17 protein-coding genes are annotated in these 16789 nt (G+C 68.6%); 11 read left to right on the top strand and 6 right to left on the bottom strand.

All coding sequences use genetic code 11. The features are described 5' to 3' along the window. From thiS to ARGLB_RS17670, 3 genes are all read left to right on the top strand, one after another. Positions 1-237, top strand: a complete 237-nt coding sequence (thiS, locus tag ARGLB_RS17680; protein WP_003805112.1) for a sulfur carrier protein ThiS — start codon at positions 1-3, stop codon at positions 235-237. A 5-nt stretch (positions 238-242) separates the two neighbouring features. Beyond that, positions 243-1037: a thiazole synthase gene (locus ARGLB_RS17675; protein ID WP_003805110.1), complete on the top strand. Its 795-nt coding sequence runs from the start codon at positions 243-245 to the stop codon at positions 1035-1037. Positions 1038-1100: 63 nt separating this feature from the next. Next, on the top strand, positions 1101-1784 hold the full coding sequence (locus tag ARGLB_RS17670) for a 4a-hydroxytetrahydrobiopterin dehydratase (RefSeq protein ID WP_003805108.1): 684 nt from the start codon (positions 1101-1103) through the stop codon (positions 1782-1784). Here the strand turns inward: ARGLB_RS17670 and ARGLB_RS17665 are convergent. The 3 genes from ARGLB_RS17665 to ARGLB_RS17655 are packed head-to-tail and all read right to left on the bottom strand — an operon-like array spanning position 1781 to position 3041. Then, positions 1781-2083 (bottom strand): hypothetical protein, encoded by a 303-nt coding sequence (locus ARGLB_RS17665; RefSeq protein ID WP_003805106.1) that lies wholly within the window; start codon positions 2081-2083, stop codon positions 1781-1783. The genes ARGLB_RS17670 and ARGLB_RS17665 overlap by 4 nt on opposite strands. 8 nt (positions 2084-2091) lie before the next feature. Continuing rightward, positions 2092-2316: a DUF3107 domain-containing protein gene (locus ARGLB_RS17660; protein ID WP_003805104.1), complete on the bottom strand. Its 225-nt coding sequence runs from the start codon at positions 2314-2316 to the stop codon at positions 2092-2094. 56 nt (positions 2317-2372) lie between these two features. Beyond that, positions 2373-3041 carry a TetR/AcrR family transcriptional regulator gene (locus tag ARGLB_RS17655; RefSeq protein ID WP_003805101.1) on the bottom strand — a complete coding sequence of 223 codons (669 nt, stop codon included), beginning with the start codon at positions 3039-3041 and terminating at the stop codon, positions 2373-2375. An 84-nt stretch (positions 3042-3125) separates the two neighbouring features. Here ARGLB_RS17655 and moeB point away from each other — a divergent pair, with 84 nt between their 5' ends. Beyond that, positions 3126-4325 carry a molybdopterin-synthase adenylyltransferase MoeB gene (moeB, locus tag ARGLB_RS17650; RefSeq protein ID WP_003805098.1) on the top strand — a complete coding sequence of 400 codons (1200 nt, stop codon included), beginning with the start codon at positions 3126-3128 and terminating at the stop codon, positions 4323-4325. Between the two features lie 86 nt (positions 4326-4411). Here moeB and ARGLB_RS17645 read toward each other — a convergent pair whose 3' ends face one another. From ARGLB_RS17645 to ARGLB_RS17635, 3 genes are all read right to left on the bottom strand, one after another. After that, positions 4412-6760: a multicopper oxidase domain-containing protein gene (locus ARGLB_RS17645; RefSeq protein ID WP_003805096.1), complete on the bottom strand. Its 2349-nt coding sequence runs from the start codon at positions 6758-6760 to the stop codon at positions 4412-4414. After that, the gene (locus ARGLB_RS17640) at positions 6757-7443 is read right to left on the bottom strand and encodes a hypothetical protein (protein ID WP_003805093.1); all 687 of its coding nucleotides are present in this window, start codon (positions 7441-7443) and stop codon (positions 6757-6759) included. The genes ARGLB_RS17645 and ARGLB_RS17640 overlap by 4 nt, the downstream gene beginning before the upstream one ends. 96 nt (positions 7444-7539) lie before the next feature. Further along, the gene (locus ARGLB_RS17635) at positions 7540-8907 is read right to left on the bottom strand and encodes a glutamyl-tRNA reductase (protein WP_050934400.1); all 1368 of its coding nucleotides are present in this window, start codon (positions 8905-8907) and stop codon (positions 7540-7542) included. Between the two features lie 159 nt (positions 8908-9066). Here ARGLB_RS17635 and hemE point away from each other — a divergent pair, with 159 nt between their 5' ends. The 7 genes from hemE (at position 9067) to ARGLB_RS17600 (ending at position 16748) form a co-directional block, all read left to right on the top strand. Then, positions 9067-10161 (top strand): uroporphyrinogen decarboxylase, encoded by a 1095-nt coding sequence (hemE, locus tag ARGLB_RS17630; protein WP_043419602.1) that lies wholly within the window; start codon positions 9067-9069, stop codon positions 10159-10161. Positions 10162-10167: 6 nt separating this feature from the next. After that, complete coding sequence (gene hemG / locus ARGLB_RS17625) at positions 10168-11667, top strand: protoporphyrinogen oxidase (protein ID WP_003805086.1); 1500 nt, start codon at positions 10168-10170, stop codon at positions 11665-11667. A gap of 117 nt (positions 11668-11784) precedes the next feature. Continuing rightward, on the top strand, positions 11785-12837 hold the full coding sequence (locus ARGLB_RS17620; protein WP_139023393.1) for a hypothetical protein: 1053 nt from the start codon (positions 11785-11787) through the stop codon (positions 12835-12837). Between the two features lie 74 nt (positions 12838-12911). Continuing rightward, complete coding sequence (gene hemQ, locus ARGLB_RS17615; RefSeq protein WP_003805080.1) at positions 12912-13613, top strand: hydrogen peroxide-dependent heme synthase; 702 nt, start codon at positions 12912-12914, stop codon at positions 13611-13613. Then, positions 13610-14845: a ferrochelatase gene (locus tag ARGLB_RS17610; RefSeq protein ID WP_003805077.1), complete on the top strand. Its 1236-nt coding sequence runs from the start codon at positions 13610-13612 to the stop codon at positions 14843-14845. Before hemQ ends, ARGLB_RS17610 begins: the two co-directional genes overlap by 4 nt. Continuing rightward, a complete protein-coding gene (gene hemC / locus ARGLB_RS17605) occupies positions 14842-15840 on the top strand; it encodes a hydroxymethylbilane synthase (RefSeq protein ID WP_003805075.1) in 999 nt (332 codons plus the stop codon). The genes ARGLB_RS17610 and hemC overlap by 4 nt, the downstream gene beginning before the upstream one ends. 17 nt (positions 15841-15857) lie before the next feature. After that, complete coding sequence (locus ARGLB_RS17600) at positions 15858-16748, top strand: uroporphyrinogen-III synthase (protein WP_003805072.1); 891 nt, start codon at positions 15858-15860, stop codon at positions 16746-16748. Positions 16749-16789 lie beyond the last annotated feature (41 nt).

Raw genomic sequence — 16789 nt, 5'->3', positions numbered from 1 at the left:
ATGAACATCACTCTGAACGGTATTGAACAGGAAGTAGGCGAGGGCGCCTCGGTCACCTCGCTCGTCAGCCAGGTCACGGGACGCCGCCTGTCCGCCAACGGGCAGGCCGCCGACGGCCAGCGACTGGGTGTGGCGGTGGCGCGCAATGCAGCCGTCGTGCCGCGCAGCCAGTGGCACAGCACCGCCCTCGCCGAGGGCGATGAGATCGAACTAGTCACGGCAGTCCAGGGAGGATGAGCACGATGGCAGAAACACTGATTGAAACAGCAGACAGCCTTGTCATTGACGGGGTGGAGCTGACCTCGCGGCTCATCATGGGCACCGGAGGCGCTCCGAGCCTGGACGGTCTCGGCTCAGCGCTGGTCGCGTCCGGCACCCAGCTGACCACAGTTGCGATGCGGCGCTATTCGCCGGCCGAAACAGGCTCGCTCTTCCAGCTGCTGGTGGACCACAACATCCGCGTGCTCCCCAACACTGCCGGCTGCTTCACGGCCCGGGAGGCTGTCATGACGGCCGAGTTGGCCCGTGAGGCGCTGGAGACCGACTGGGTCAAGCTCGAGGTCATCGCTGACGAGCACACGCTGCTGCCTGACGCCGTGGAGCTGGTGGACGCCACCGAGCAGTTGGTCAACCGCGGCTTCAAGGTCTTCGCCTACACCAACGACGACCCCGTTCTGGCGCTCCGGCTCGAAAACCTGGGAGCCTCGGCCGTCATGCCGCTGGGGGCACCGATCGGCACGGGCCTGGGTATCCTCAATCCGCACAACATCGAGCTGATCGTGTCGAGGGCCTCCGTTCCGGTGGTCCTGGACGCGGGGATCGGCACGGCCTCTGACGCGGCACTGGCCATGGAGCTGGGCTGCGACGCCGTGCTGCTGGCTACCGCGGTCACCCGCGCGCAGAACCCTGCACTCATGGCCGAGGCCTTCAAACACGCCGTCAACGCCGGTAGGCTGGCGCGTGCGGCCGGGCGGATCCCGCGCCGTGAGCATGCCCTGGCGTCGTCGGCCATGGAGGGCCGGGCGGAATTCCTCTAGGTCCGGCCGCCTCTGCCGGCCCGGCGCGCGGCAGGCTCAACAGGTCCTTCCGAGGAGTGCACCGTGGCCGCCAGAGACGACATTCTCACCCGAGCCCAGATCGACGACGCGCTCGCAGGGCTTCCCGACTGGCGCTACAGGCTGGGCGGACTGGTCACTGTCTATAAAACGCCGACGGCGGCGTCCGCGCTTGAGCTGATTGCCGCCGTCGGGCGTGTGGCAGAGGACATGGACCACCATCCGGACCTGGACTGGCGCTATAACCGGGTGTTCATCCGGTTCAGTTCCCACGACGTCGGCGGCGAGGTAACCACACGGGACACCCGGGCCGCGGCCTCCGTCAGCGAGGCTGCCTCGGCGGCGGGCGGCGAGGCCCAGCCCGGCCTGTACCGGTCGGTGGACATCGGCATCGACACGGCCGACGCGGCGGCGATCTCCGAGGTCTGGCGCGTCGCCCTCGGTTACCGGAAGGGCCGGTTCGGGGACCTCGTGGACCCGTACGGCCGCGGCCCGGGCGTGTGGTTCCAGGAGACCCCGACGCCGAACGACAACCGCCTGCACCTGGACGTCCACCGCTCAAAGGCCGAGTCGGCAACCGTCCTGGAGAAAACGGCCGCCACCGGGGCCTTAATGAACAGTGACCACGCACCCAATTGGGTGGTGGTCACTGATGCCCAGGGGAACCGGCTTTGCCTGTGCACCGAGGAGGGCCAGGGGCCGGACATTGCCGGATCTGAGGGCAACTAGATCTTCAGCGCTGCCGTCAGCCGCTGGGTGTCCTGTGCGGCGCGGGCACGGCCGAGGTAGACCGCCACCGCCAGGGCGGAAGCCGTCCCGGCCACCATGGGAAGGACCCACGGCAGCCAGGTGAGGCCCGGCTGGTAGCCCAGCCCCGCCCAGATGCAGATGATCCACGCCAGCATGCCCACCACCGCAGCGGTGCCGGCCGGCAGGAGAATGCCGTACTTGGTGTGGCGCCGGTCGTTGGCCCAGACGATGAAGCCGGCAGCAACGGTCACCAGGAGCACGATCACGAGGGACAGCACTGGACGGCCTACAGTGCGCCGAAGCCGACCCGGCGCACTTCCTCTGCGCCGATCTCGACGTAGCCCAGGACGTTGGCCGGGATGATGATCTGGCGGCCCTTCTCGTCGTTCAGGCGCAGCTCGCTGCCCTTGGCGATGGCCTCGGCCACGACTTTGGCCACAGCGTCAGCATCCTGAGCCGATTCCAGCACAATTTCACGGCCGACGTTCTGAATGCCGATCTTTACTTCCACAGCAAGGCCTCCCAGCCAGTCAAGGTTGAAATTTCAAAGGTAGTTTCAGTTGTAGTCTAGGTCTCTTTGGGGAAGCGAGAGATTCCGCGCCAAGCTAAACGGTAAATCAGGTCGCTGGCCACATCGAGGTCGAGGTTCCCGTCCGTTTCGAGCCAGTACCGTGCGCTGACCTGTGCCATGCCTGCAAGCCCGCGGCCCAGCAGCTGGGCCTCCAGCAGGGGCAGCTTGGTGTCCTCCGCAATGACCTGCGCAATGGCATTGGCGAACGTCTTGTTGAACGTCTCCAGGCGCGAGCTGACGTCGGCGTCGTTGATCAGGTCGGACTCAAACACCAGCCGGTGCGCCTGGTCGTCGCTGTCAATGAAGCGGTAGTACGCGCGCATGACGGCCTGCACGCGCTCTTTGTTGTCCGTGGTGGAGTTCAGGGCGCCCAGCATGAGCTCGGTCAGCGCCCCGAGGTGGCTGTCCAGCAGGGCGAGGTACAGTTCCCGCTTCGAAGGAAAGTGCTGGTAGAGCACGGGCTTGCTGACGTGCGCCGTTTCGGCGATCTCGTCCATCGCGGCGCCGTGGTAGCCGTTGGCGACAAAAACCTCCTGGGCTGCGGCCAGCAGCTGGGCCCGCCGTTCGTCGCGCGGCAGCCTGGCGGAGCGCTGTCCGGCGGCGCGGGCCGGGCCGGCATTGGATTGCGCGGCCTGAGTTCGATCAACCGGTGCATGATGAACCACTGTTGGCCTTCTTTCCTTTGCAGTTAACTTCACTTTACCCGGGGGTAATATGACCGCGCGGTATCTTCAGGCATACATTGAAGTATGGCTTCTCCGTCCACCGCAAATACAGTCCGCACGCTCCCGGGCCCCCTGGTCGATCCCGCGCCCGGGCTTTCCACCGAGGAGGTGGAGCGGTATTCCCGGCACCTCATCATTCCCGAGATTGGCGCCCTCGGCCAAAGGCGGCTGAAGAACGCGCGAGTGCTGGTCATCGGCGCGGGCGGACTGGGGGCGCCGGCGCTGCTCTACCTCGCGGCCGCCGGAGTGGGCACTCTCGGGATCGTCGACGACGACGCCGTGGACCTGAGCAACCTGCAGCGGCAGATCATTCACGGAGTCAGCGACGTTGGCCGTCCCAAGATCGAATCCGCCCGGGACGCCATCGCGGAATTGAACCCGCTGGTGGACGTGCGCCTGCACAACGTCAGGCTCGATGCCTCCAACGCCCTGGAGCTGTTCTCCGGCTACGACCTCATCCTGGACGGCGCGGACAACTTCGCCACGCGCTACCTGGTCAATGACGCCGCCGCCATCCTCGGCAAACCGTATGTGTGGGGATCGATCTTCCGCTTCGACGGGCAGGTCAGCGTGTTCTGGGAGCAGCACGGCCCCACGTACCGTGACCTTTACCCGGAAGCCCCGCCGGCCGGTTCCGTGCCGTCGTGCGGGGAAGGCGGCGTGTTCGGCATGCTGTGCGCGGCGGTCGGATCGCTTATGGTGACGGAGGCCGTCAAGCTGATCACCGGCGTCGGACGTTCGCTGCTGGGCCGGGTGGCGCTGTACGACGCGCTGGGCGGCAGCTGGCGCGAGATCAGGGTGTCCAAGGACCCGGACGCCCCGCGGATCACGGAGCTCACCGATTACGAGGCTTTCTGCGGCCTCGCCCCGGCGGAAACGACCGACACCGAGCACAGTGTGACGGCAACGCAGCTGGCCACGATGCTGGCCTCGCGGCAGGCCGGGCTGAAGGACTTCGACCTCGTGGACGTGCGCGAGGCGGGGGAGTACGACATCGTCCGGATCGACGGTTCCGTGCTGATCCCGCAGGGGCGCATTCTTTCCGGCGAGGCCTGGGGCGAGCTGCCGCAGGACAAGGACATCGTGTTCCACTGCAAGGCCGGCACGCGGTCGGCAGCGGTGCTGGCTGCCGCCCGGAAGGCCGGTTACCAGCGCGTCAGCCATCTCGACGGCGGCATCCTCGCCTGGGTCAGGGATGTGGAGCCACAGAAACCCGTTTACTGATCCCGGCGGGGTCTCCGGGATCGGCGGGGGTTCTCCCTCCGTCACCGCCGTGCATGTCACCGCGGTAAATGTCACCGGTGCAGCTGTCACCGGGCGATGACGGGGATCTGCCGGGTGTGCAGGACCTTGCCGGTGATCCAGTCCAGCAGGTCCACGGTCAGCTTGTAGTCGCCGGCCGCCGGCGGGCGGAGGAGCATGTCGTACCGTTCGGCTGCGCCAAAGTTGACGATGCTGGTGCGCAGCGGGCCGGTCTCGGAGATGGGCCGTGCCGGGCCTGACGGGCTGGACGTGTCGCGGAACGGGCGCCCGTCGTGGGAGATCAGCTCGGCCATCGCCACGCGCCTGCCCGCCGAGTCGGTGAAGTAGGCGTTCACCGGGAAATAGTTGGCGTTCAGCAGGCGCAGCAGGGTGGGCTTGACCGTGCCTCCGTTGGACACGCGGGCACGGATACGGGTCAGGAAGATCGGGCCTTCTGCCTTGGGGATGCGAGCCAGCTCGCCGCCGAGCAGATAAAAGTGCTTGGGCTCGAACCTGTCCAGGCCGGCGTCGTCCCCGGAGAGCCCGGCGGCATGGTTGAGCTCGTGCCAGCGAGGGTCCACCGAGTACGGGACCAGGATGGTTTCGGTGTCGATGTCGTACTCCGGGCCGTCCACAAACGACCGCCGCGCCCCCTTGGCCACGGGATAGTCCGGATGGACGGGCGGATCAATGATCAGCGGCCCGAACATGCCCATCTGGACGTGCAGGGTGGTGTTGACGTGGCAGTGGTAGAAGTACGTCCCGGACGCGCCGACGTTCGGGTTACCGGGTATTCCCCGTTCCGGCCGCCACTGGTAGGTGTAGCTCCCCGAGACTTCGAAGGAGGTGTGGCCCACGCCGTCGTTCCGGGGGTCGGGCTCCATGCCGTGCCAGTGGATGGTGTGGACCCGCTTGCTCGGGTGGATGGTGCCGTGGAACAGCTGGCCCTCGGTGAGCCGCACCAGGGGCGCAGGGTAGATCCGGCCCGAGTTCTCGGTTTCGAACGTCCACATTTCGAATTCGCCGCCGTCGTCGAACTTCATCTTGCGGTTGAAGAACTTGAATTCATGCGCGACGTCCGGAGTCTGCCGGAATTCTGTTGTGGGGCTGCCCTCGTGCATCTGGTTCGAGCTGAAGTCCACCTGGCTGCGGAAGAGTTCGTGCGGCGCGGTGGCGTTAACCGGCCCGGGGGCGGCGATGGTCCAGTGCCCCACCAGGCCGCCGGGGTACATGCCGCCCCTGGCCACCTGTGACGGTTCGGCGTGACAGTGCATGGGATAGAGCCAGTCCTCCTTCCGGGCGTTCCACACCTGGTCGATAACCTCCGGCGGGCGCCGCAGCGGGAGCATCGAGTCCTTGCGGTCCAGCGGGTGCATCTCAATTACGTCCTCCCACTGCTGGAGCACCACGTGGCCCTCTGCATCGATATGTCCGCCGCGGCGCGGGAAAGGCTCGCCGTTGCGGCTCACGGTCCAGAGGTGGTTTCCATGGAAATGGAGCTGATGGTGGATCACTCCGGCGTTGACGAAGCGCATCAGCTGGCCGGCCCGGACCGTGCCGGGGGCGGGGGACAGGCTGAAATCCCGGACGTCGATTTGCCGGGGGGAGCCGGACATCAGGGTGTCCTCCTCCCGGATGCGGTTAAGCGCCTCGTCCGTGGAGGCCGCGAGGGATTGGAAGCCGCTCCGGCCATTGAGCGTGAAATACCGCGGATACACAGGTGTCTTGTCGGGATCCACATTTCCGTTCCGGGACGCAATGCCCGCCCACACCGGATCCACGTTATGGAGTATCCACAGCCACTGGCGCTCGAACTCAATCCTGCTTGGCTCTGACCGCCAGGGTGCGTCCGGATTCACGACGAGCAGGGCTCCAAAAAGGCCGAGGACCCGCTGGACAGGGTCTGCTTCCGGATCGGCCGGATCATCCCCCGGGTCGCAGTAGAGGTAACTGCCCTCGGTCGGCGCTTTGAAGCTTAGGGTCTTGGTCTGCCCGGGCCTGATGACGCCGGTACCCACGTGGCTGTTCCCCGCGCCTGCGTTCAGGAACTGCAGCGAATGGTCCTGCGTGAGATTGTTCGTCACCCGGATGCTGATGGTGCTGCCCGTTTCGGCGATGAGGGTCCGCTCGGGGAAAAAGCTGGCCCAGTGGGCGCGGCGGGCAAGGAACTCTCCGGGATTCAGCGGGTCCTTGGCGGCCGGTGCCGGCCGTCCAAGGGGAGGCGCCGCGGCCTTGAGTGGATAGGTCCGGCTGGCCACCATGGAGCCGTTGCGCCGGAACACCCGCGGACCCACGGCCAGGCTGGGCTTCGGATCGCTAACCGCGGTCCGGCGGTCCCCGAACCCGCGGTGGTAGACGAGCGTTCCGTCCACCATGGGAAGGTAACCGTCATTGATGTGAAGGTCCAGCGGGCTCACGAGGATACCTGGGCGACGGTGAGGAGCGGCAGGGCCAGGGCCTGGGCGGCGTCGTCGTCCAGTCCCGTGTACTCGATCTCCATGGCGACGGAATCGTGCGGGGCCAGGTAGCTGATCCAGACCCGCTCGGTGGCGCCGGCGGCAACCGTACCGGGTCCGCGGTCGGCGTCCTGCGGGGCCACCGTGATGCCGGACGGCAGCAGCTTGAGGCGCAGTTGGCCGGGGCTGAACAGCACCGGCTCGGGACGGACATTGGTGAGCGCCACTTCGAGCACCACGACGTCGCCCCAGGTGAAGTTCCCGGGTTGCGGCCAGCCGGAGTCCAGGAGAGGATCGCTGTGGTGGCCGTCCACCGCGGTGCCCTGACGGCTGGAAACGCGCTGGATGCCTGGCTGGCCTGCCGCCGCGGCTCTGCGCGTTCCGTCCGTGACCTGCGATATCGCCGAGGCGAGCGGCGTGGCAGCAGGCTGCCCCTGCGCATCAAGCCTGGCCAGGCGTCCGGCGTCGACGAGCGACAGCGTGCCGAAGGCCGTGGAGAGCCCTGCTCCGCCGCCGGGTCTGCTGCGGGACACCATCCCGTAGGTCCCGCCGCCAAGGAGCAGCAGGGCCCCGCCTCCCAGGATGAGCCCGAACTGCCGGCGGCTCAGGTGCGGGACGGCAGGCGCCGGTGAAGAAATATTCATGGTGGCTCCCCAATATTGTTTTCACGGGCAACGTCAATGCTGCTCGGGGAGCCTATGGAAAGCTTGTGGGGCCTTGTTTGTCAGAACATACGCGGGCTATGCGGAGTTCCTGCGTGCCTCATTTTCCTGCAAGTTGACGGCCCCCTGGAGGGGGCTGGCCGTGAGGGAACTGTGGTCCATGGGGCACTCGGCTTTGGACGCGGCGGCCGGCTGCTCCACGGTGATGCCGTACAGGGTTTCCAGGGCTGCGACGTAGTCGTCCTGCTGGCCGTTGGACGCCAGCTCGCGGGCGCGGACAGTGGGGACATGGAGCAGCTGCTTCACCATGCGGCGAAGCGCAAACTCCACCTCTTCGGCAGCGGCAGTGCAGCCGTGGCGGGCCCGCACCTTTTCCATTTCCGCGTCGAGCACGTTCATGGTGTGGCGTCGGAGGGCAACGATGGCAGAGTCCACGGACCGCGCTTCGCGCTCCTGCTCAAACGACTGGGCAGCGCCGGTAACCATGGCGCTGGCCTGCGCGAGCGATTCCGCCTGCTCCTGGGGTGCCGCGAGCCGTACGGACTCCAGCGTCAGCAGCTCCACGCCGTCGAGCTCTCCCACGGCGGGATCAAAATCGTGGGTGAGGGCGAGGTCAATGGCGATCAGCGGCTGGGTGGAACCGGCGCGGACCTGGGCGAGCTCGGCGGCTTCCACCCTCGTGTCCGACCCGCTGCAGCCGATCATGACGTCGGCGGCGGCGACGGCGGCGTGCAGGGTGTCGCCGTCGAGGGCGGTCCCGCCGCGGGTGGCCACGAAGGTGGCCGCGCGTCCTGACGACGAGAACACCGAGATGTCGCGGCAGCCACGTTCGCGGAGGAGGGCCATGGTGGCGCCGGCGTAGGCGCCGGTGCCGAACACCACGACCTTCTTTTTCGACCAGTCGGTCTCTTCAGACAGGTCAATGGCGAGGTCGAGGGCCACCGAGACGATGGACAGGCCGCGGGAGCCGAGTGCTGTCTGCGCGCCGACGTCCTTGGCAGTCTTGGAAGCGGCCTGGAACAGGCGGACCAGTCCGGCGCTGGCCGTGCCCTCCTGCTGGGCGGTGATCAATGCACGGCGCACCTGTCCGGCGATTTCACGCTCGCCAACCACTGCGGAATCCAGTCCGGAGCTCACGGCGAAGAGGTGCTGGCTGACGTCGGGGCCGGTGTGGGTGCTGAACGAGCGGGACACGAGTTGCTCGCTGAGTCCGCTGGTTTCGCTGATCTGGCCCACCAGGGCCGCGCGTGCGGCCTCCACGTCGTCGGCGTGCGGCGCCTCGCCGTAGATTTCGTAGCGGTTGCAGGTGGCAAGGACAACAGCGCCCTTGACCGCCGGCGATCTGGCGAGGGCGGACGTGGCAATGCCAGAAGAACCGTTGCTCAGCTGAGCAACGGTTTCGAGGTCGATGTCGGCGTGTGTAGCCACCAATGAAAAAAGAACCACAGCAGGACAATCATAGCTTTTTCGCACCGGCGTAGAACAACCCTTCGAACGGATAGGGGGTTTAAGCCCCTGTGATTCGTGCCACGGCCGGATTGGGAGTGCCGCGGGATGACAAGCTGTCGTTATCTTTTGGGTCCGATTTTGGGCACAATCAAAGGCATGACTTCTAGCGCTGTAACACCCGCCGGTACCGGACTCGACGCAGGCCATCCGCTTCGCGACGGACGCACTGCAGACTCTCCGCTCATCACGGCGTACCGTGGCGGCAAGCCAAGCCGCCGCCCGGTGTGGTTCATGCGCCAGGCGGGGCGCTCCCTGCCTGAGTACCTGAAGGTCCGCGAGGGCGTCGCCATGCTGGACTCCTGCCTCCGGCCCGAACTGGCCTCGGAAATCACCCTGCAGCCGGTGCGCCGGCATGACGTGGACGCGGGCATCTTCTTCTCGGACATTGTTATTCCGCTTAAGCTGGCCGGCGTCGGCGTGGACATTGTGCCCGGTGTGGGTCCGGTCCTGGACAAGCCCGTGCGGACGGCCGCCGACGTCGCCGCCCTGCCCCGGCTCACCGAGGAGTCACTGGAACCCATCCGGGAAGCCGTCCGGCTGACGGTTGAGCAGCTCGGCAAGACCCCGCTCATCGGCTTCGCCGGCGCACCCTTCACGCTGGCCGCCTACATGGTGGAGGGCCGGCCCTCCCGCGACCACCTTGGGCCGCGCACCATGATGCACGCCGATCCCGAGACGTGGACGGCGCTGGCCAACTGGGCCGCGGATGCCTCCGGCCTGTTCCTGCGCGCCCAACTGGAGGCGGGCGCCTCCGCCGGCCAGCTGTTTGACTCGTGGGCGGGCTCCCTGGGCCTGGCCGACTACACCCGCTTCGTTGCCGCCGCGTCGTCCCGCGCCCTGGACCACGTCCGCGATCTTGGCGCGCCGCTGGTCCACTTCGGCACCGGAACCTCCGAGCTTCTGGTGGCCATGCGCGACGTCGGTGTTGACGTCGTCGGCGTGGACTACCGGCTGCCGCTGGACGAGGCCAACCGCAGGCTGGGCGGCACCGTCCCGCTGCAGGGCAACATCGACCCGGCACTGCTGTCCGCACCGTGGGAGGTCCTCGAGGCGCACGTCCGCGAGGTCATTGCATCGGGGGCTGCGGCCCCGGGCCACGTGCTGAACCTTGGCCACGGCGTGCCGCCGGAAACGGACCCGGACGTCCTGACGCGCGTCGTCGAACTCATCCACTCCGTCTCTCCGGAGTAAAGGGCCGTGGCTGCGGGCAGGCCTCCGGCTGCCGGACGCACGGCACTGGTGGTCGGCGGTGGCATCTCCGGGCTCCTGGCCGCCCGGGAACTGGCGCGGGCCGGCCTCAGCACCACGGTGCTGGAAGCTGCCGACGCGTGGGGCGGCTGTGTGGGCCGCCACGACGTGGCCGGGTTGACCCTGGACAGCGGGGCCGAGTCCTTCGCCACCCGTTCCACCGCGGTGGCAGACCTGGCTGCCGAACTCGGGCTGGGCGGACACATCGTTGCCCCGCGGCCCGGCGGCGCCTGGGTGCAGCTGCCGGGCGGACCCCGCGAACTTCCCAAAACCGGCGTGCTGGGCATCCCGGCCAACCCGTGGGACCCGGAGGTCCGCCGCTCGCTGGGCCTGGGCGGGTCCCTGCGCGCCTCGCTGGACAAGCTGCTGCCCGCCTCCGTGGGAACTACCGCCGAAGTTTCCAGCGTCTCCGCGCTGGTGCGGGCCCGGATGGGGCGCCGCGTCCTGGAACGGCTGGTGGAACCCGTGGTGGGCGGCGTGCATTCCGCTGACCCGGGCCTGCTCGACGTCGACATGGTGGCCCCGGGGTTGCGTGCGGGCATTACCCGGCACGGTTCGCTGGCGGCGGCCGTGGCCGCCCAGCGCAAGGGGACCGCAACCCGGGCCACGGCAATGCAGGACCCGTCAGCGCAAGACGCATCAACGCAGGGCAAGCCTGCCAAGGCAGGTTCCGCCGTCGCCGGCCTGAGGGGCGGCATGCACACCCTCATCACGGAGCTCGTGGCGGACCTCCGGGCACGCGGCGTGCAGTTGCTGCCGGGCACCGCGGCGACCTCCGTTGCACGGTCCCCTCATGGCTGGGTGGTGGCCGCGGGGGAGGACAGCCACACGGCCGACGTTCTGGTGGTCGCCCTGGACGGACCGTCAGCAGTCCGGCTCCTCGGAGATGCGGTCCCGGCGTTGGCCGGGCATCAGCCCGGGCCCGGACCGATGGTCAAGCTTGTGACACTTGTTGTTGATCTCCCCTCGCTGGACCGGCGTCCGCGTGGCACCGGCATTCTGGTGGCGCCGCAAACCGAGGGAATCCGGGCGAAGGCCCTCACCCACGCCACCGGCAAATGGGACTGGGTGGCGGAAGCGGCCGGACGCGGCAGGCACGTGCTGCGGCTCTCCTACGGACGCAGCGAGGGTGCATCAGCCGCTTCACCGGACGCCGCGCGGGGGCCGGAATCGGCGTCGGACGGGGAACTGCTTGACATGGCTTTGCAGGATGCGTCAGCTCTGCTGACCGTGCCCGTCACACGGGAGACGCTGGTGGACTGGGACGTCGTCAGCTGGGCGGGAGCCCTGCCCTTTGCCGCTGTGGGGCACCGCCAGCGGGTCGCTGAAGTGCGGCAGGTCTGCGCCGGCATCGACGGGCTGCTGATGGTCGGCGGCTGGCTGGCCGGCAACGGGCTGGCGGCTGTGGTGGCCGACACTAAAACGCAGGTCGCGGCCTTCCTGGCGTAGTACGGCCCCGCTCGCCCGGAACCGGCAGAAGGCAGATTTCCTGCCGCCCGCGATACCTTCCGGGATGACCTTCCGCAAGTTTTCGCCGGCGCGGAAATGTGTTTAGGGTCGATGACTATGGTCAATCAGAAGTCCGATGGTTTTCGTTCGCTGACTGGTTTCCATGGGGGTCTTCGGCGCGGCACCGCAGCGGCTGCGTTCGGAGCGGTACTGGTCTTGTCCGCAGGTGTTCCTGCATCCAACGCTGCTGCGTCCGAGCTGCCCACATCCGACCTGCTGGGCGAGTCGGAACAGGCCGGCGCAGGGCTCGGCGCCACCGTCGACGCGGCGGGCCTTGAGGCCTGGGCTGCGGCAGCGCTGTCCACCGGGCCGGGATCCGACTCGGGCGATGGCGATAGTTCGGCTGAAGCCTCGCCGTCGGAGTCGCCGGCCCCCTCGAAGTCGCTGCCGCCGTCGCTTGCGCCCCTGGTCCCGGTTCCGACGCCGGTCCCCACGATGACGCTTACGGCCAGGCCGTCGCCGGACCCGTCGGTAACCGCCTCGGCCACCCCGACGCAGCCTGCTCCGGCGCCGTCGCCGTCCGATCCCGGTCACACTGCTCCGGCGCCGTCGCCCGCACCGACATCCTCGGAAACGGCGTCACCCTCCCGGCCAGCCAAGCCGTCACCCTCACCGGAGGCCCCTGCACCCTCAGAAGAACAGCCCTCCGGCACGCCGTCACCATCGGGCGGATGGTCGGGATCGTCGGCCGGAACCGGTGGCTCTTCCCCGGCCGGGCAGGCTCCTGCCAGCCAGGTTCCGGGCTCGGTAGCCGGAACGGCAGGACCCGCTGTGCCGGCTGCCGGCAGTTCCCAAAGCGCAGCGCCCGGCGTAACCCCGTCCGCGGACGCCAGTCCATTCGCGAAGATCACGGGCCTGACGGGCGGCGCCGGCCTGCGGGGACGCTCGGCCGCGGGCGTCGCCGGCGGAGTCTGGGGTTCGGCACAGCTCGCCGGACCCAACAACATGGCCACGATGAGCTCGCCCTACACGCGCGGACCGGCAGAGAGTGCTGTCATGGGCATTTCGCGGAGCGGGACCATCGAGCCGCAGGTGTGGTGGGGAGCCGGGCTGCTGGCGCTCGCCGGCGTGGCGGGTGTGGCGGCAGTCCGGATCCGGCGGTCGCTGTGAAATTAACCACTTCTACACGACGTAGAAGTTGAGTTTTTCGACTTAGGCCGCATTGAAGGGGCAGGATAGTAACCATGAGCCACACTCCTGCCGAATCTGTCACCAAAACCGAAGAATCAGCCGAGCAGTTCTTCACCCTCTGGACCGTTTTCAAGCGCTCCGCCGAGCTCCTTCGCAGCGCCGATGCCGCGGAGGATTTCGACGCCCTGGTGGCGCGCCTGGCCGAGGCTGGCGTGACCCACCGCGGAAGCTACGACGTATCCGCCATGCGCGCCGATGCCGACGTCATGGTCTGGCTCCACGGCCCCCGGCCCGAGGCGCTGCAGCAGGCCATCCGTGACATCCGCCGCAGCAAGCTGTTCGCGGGGACTGACCTTGTGTGGTCCGCCATGGGCGTGCACCGCGAAGCGGAGTTCGCAAAGAACCACACCCCGGCGTTTTCCCGCGGCGTGGAACCGGCCGAGTGGCTGTGCGTGTACCCGTTCGTCCGCTCCTACGAGTGGTACCTGCTCCCGGAGGACGAGCGCGGCAAGATGCTCCGCGACCACGGCCTGTTGGGCCGCGACTTCCCGCAGGTCATTTCCAACACGGTTTCCTCGTTTGCCCTCGGTGACTGGGAATGGATCCTCGGGCTGGAGGCGCCCGAGCTCGTGGACCTCGTTGACCTGATGCGCCACCTGCGTTCCACCGAAGCGCGCAACCACGTCCGCGAGGAGATCCCGTTCTACACCGGCCGGCGCATCTCCTCCAGTGAGATTGCCGAGGTCCTCGCATGAGCCCGCTGGATCCCCAGGACGGTGCCGTGAATCCCATCACCGAAACCGGCAGGTTGGCCCCCAAGGAATACGACGGCGTCCTCCTCGCCTCCTTCGGCGGCCCCGAAGGCCAGGACGACGTGATCCCGTTCCTCCGCAACGTCACCCGCGGCCGGGGGATCCCCGATGAGCGCCTCGAAGAGGTGTCACACCACTACCGCGCCAACGGCGGCATCAGTCCCATCAACCAGCAGAACCGCGAGCTGAAGGCCGCCCTCGAGGCAGAGCTGGCAGCGCGGGGCATCGACCTGCCCGTGCTGTGGGGCAACCGCAACTGGGACCCCTACATCCCGCAGACCCTCCAGGACGCGTACGACGCCGGCCACCGCCGCCTGCTCATGCTCACCACGAGCGCGTACTCCTGCTACTCCAGCTGCCGCCAGTACCGCGAGGACATCGGCATGGCTCTGACCGAAACCGGGCTCGACGGCAGGCTGGAAGTGGACAAGGTCCGCCAGTACTTCGACCACCCCGGCTTCGTGGAGCCCTTCATCGAGGGCACCGCCCAGGGGGTCGCCGACGTGCGCGCACAGCTGGCCGCCGCCGGAAAGCCCGACGCCCCCATCCACGTTCTGTTCGCCACCCACTCCATCCCCACCCGGGATGCCGTGGCCGCCGGCCGCTCCGAGGACGAGCCCCGAGAGTTTGCTGAGGATTCCGCCTACGTGGCCCAGCACCTCGCCAACGGTGCCGAGATCATCCGCCGTGTGGAAGCCGACTCCGGCCTCTCCGCGGCCTGGTCACTCGTCTACCAGTCCCGGTCCGGGGCCCCGCATGTCCCGTGGCTCGAGCCGGACATCAACGATGCTATCGAGGACCTCGCCAAGCAGGGCGTCGCGGGTGTCGTGATCGTGCCCCTGGGCTTTGTCAGCGACCACATGGAGGTGGTCTGGGACCTCGACACCGAGGCGCTGCAGACCTGCCAGGACCTGGGCCTCGCCGCCACGCGCGTGCCCACGCCCGGGACCCACCGCCGCTTTGTGGAAGGGCTCGTGGAACTGATCTGCGAGCGGACAGTAGCCAACAACGTCGCGGACCGCCGGGCCGTTACCGGCCTCGGGCCCTGGTACGACGTATGCCGTCCCGGCTGCTGTGAAAACTTCCGCGGCGAAAAGCCCACCATTGCCGGAGCAGACACCACCGTGGGGCAGGGGCATGACCCCTACCCGGCCGCCGGGCAGGACGCGAAGTGACAGTACGGATCGGCACCAGGGCGAGCAAGCTCGCCCTGACCCAGACGCAGCAGACCGCTGACCGGCTGGCCGCCGTCGGAGGTTTCGACGTCGAACTCGTCCACGTCAGGACCGACGGCGATGTCCTCACCGGCTCGCTGTCCCAGATGGGCGGCACCGGTGTCTTCGTCGCCGCGCTGCGCGACGCGCTGCTGCGGAACGAGTGCGACGTGGCCGTCCACTCGCTGAAGGACCTGCCCACGGGTTCCGCCCCGGGCCTGACGCTGGCCGCAACCCCGCCCCGGGTGGACGTGCGCGACGTCCTCTGCGCCCGCGACGGCCTCAAGCTGGCCGACCTGCCCAAGGGTGCCCGCGTCGGCACCGGCTCTCCCCGCCGGGCCGCGCAGCTGCGCGCCGTCCGCCCGGACCTGGACATCGTGGACATCCGCGGCAACGTGGACACACGGCTGGGCCGCGTGCCCGGCCTGCCGGGCAACGCCACCGACGCGGTGGTTGACGGGAAGTCGTGCGACCTTGACGCCGTCGTCCTCGCTGCCGCCGGACTGGAACGGATCGGCCGCCTGGACACCGTCACCGAATTTTTGGAGACGGACATCATGCTTCCGGCAGCCGGCCAGGGGTCGCTGGCCATCGAATGCCGCACCGCTGAGGCGCCCCGCCGGGCCGGGTCCACTGAGGGGTCGCAGGGCGTGCTCGCCCAGGCGCTGGCCGCCCTTGACGACGCCGACACCAGGCTAGCGGTCACGGCAGAACGTGCACTGCTGGCACGGCTCGAGGCAGGCTGCGCCGCCCCCGTGGGCGCCTACGCGTACCGCAAGGGCAGCATGCTCCACCTGGAAGCTGTGGTCTGCGCCGTGGACGGCACTGCTTCGGTGCGGGACAAGCGTGCCACGGACGGTCTCACGGAAGTCGGTGCCACCCTGCTCGGAATCGAACTGGCCGAGGTCCTGCTGGCTGCGGGGGCTGCGGACATCGCGGACCTGACGGCGTCCTGACCGCAGCCGGCCACCGCATGGGAACGACGAACGGCGAGAACCGGACCGGCGGGCGCCCGCTGGACGGGTGCCGCGTCCTGGTGACGCGAAGCCCCGAGCGGTCCGGACCCCTGGCGGAGGCGCTGCTGCTGGCCGGCGCCGTTCCTCTCCTGCTGCCGCTGACGGCCACCGAACGCGCGCCGGACCAGGCAGCGCTCGACGACGCCTTTGCGGCGCTGGGCGCGGGCCGCTTTGAATGGCTTGTGGTCAGCAGTGCCACCACCGTCCTCGCGCTGCAGGAAAAGGCGGCAGAGCGCTCCGTGAAACTGGGCGACTGGCTTCCGGCCGGAATCCGGGTTGCCGCAGTCGGACCCGCCAGCCGGAGTGCGCTTGAGGCCGCGGGGATTGCCGTGCACTTCGAACCGGAGCAAGAACACTCGGCCGCCGGGATCGTCAACGGGTGGCCCGGCGGTCCCGCCGAAGTGCTGCTGCCGCAGGCCGATATAGCCGCCCCTGCACTGGCCCGGGGGCTTGAGGCGAAGGGTGCCCGGGTCCGGACTGTGGTGGCCTATTCCACGGTGGACTTCCCGGCCGAGCCGGCGCGGCGCCTCGGCCGGAGCGGCGGCAACGGACCCGATGCCGAAGGACCCGATGGCGACGGCACGGCCGCCGCGCTGCCGCTCCTGACGGCGGCAGAAGCGAAAGCCGAGGTCGACGACGGCGCCCTGGCCGCCGTCGTCGCCGCCTCACCCAGCGCCGTGCGGCGCATCGGCGCCACCCTGGCGCCCCTCGGCTCCTGCCGCCTCGTGGCCATCGGCCCGGCGACGGCGGCCGAAGCGGAAGCCCAGGGGCTCACCGTGGCGGCCACGGCCCGGGAGGCCACGCCCGACGGGCTCGTGGCGGCCGTCATCCGGGCGCTTGCCCCCTAAACATCCACTCATCGACAGCAGGCCCACAGTGAAGGACAGGA

It is taken from the genome of Arthrobacter globiformis NBRC 12137 (genome assembly GCF_000238915.1).
Lineage (GTDB): Bacteria > Actinomycetota > Actinomycetes > Actinomycetales > Micrococcaceae > Arthrobacter > Arthrobacter globiformis.
The sequence above is the reverse complement of the archived record's forward strand: the minus strand, read 5'-3'. Positions and strand labels throughout refer to the sequence as shown.

Bases quoted from the DNA above. Each gene is read 5' to 3' on its own strand.
- thiS (WP_003805112.1), top strand. From the start codon at position 1: ATGAACATCACTCTGAACGGTATTGAACAGGAAGTAGGCGAGGGCGCC.
- ARGLB_RS17675 (WP_003805110.1), top strand. From the start codon at position 243: ATGGCAGAAACACTGATTGAAACAGCAGACAGCCTTGTCATTGACGGG.
- moeB (WP_003805098.1), top strand. From the start codon at position 3,126: ATGGCTTCTCCGTCCACCGCAAATACAGTCCGCACGCTCCCGGGCCCC.
- ARGLB_RS17640 (WP_003805093.1), bottom strand. From the start codon at position 7,443: ATGAATATTTCTTCACCGGCGCCTGCCGTCCCGCACCTGAGCCGCCGG.
- hemE (WP_043419602.1), top strand. From the start codon at position 9,067: ATGACTTCTAGCGCTGTAACACCCGCCGGTACCGGACTCGACGCAGGC.
- ARGLB_RS17620 (WP_139023393.1), top strand. From the start codon at position 11,785: ATGGTCAATCAGAAGTCCGATGGTTTTCGTTCGCTGACTGGTTTCCAT.
- hemQ (WP_003805080.1), top strand. From the start codon at position 12,912: ATGAGCCACACTCCTGCCGAATCTGTCACCAAAACCGAAGAATCAGCC.
- ARGLB_RS17610 (WP_003805077.1), top strand. From the start codon at position 13,610: ATGAGCCCGCTGGATCCCCAGGACGGTGCCGTGAATCCCATCACCGAA.
- ARGLB_RS17600 (WP_003805072.1), top strand. From the start codon at position 15,858: ATGGGAACGACGAACGGCGAGAACCGGACCGGCGGGCGCCCGCTGGAC.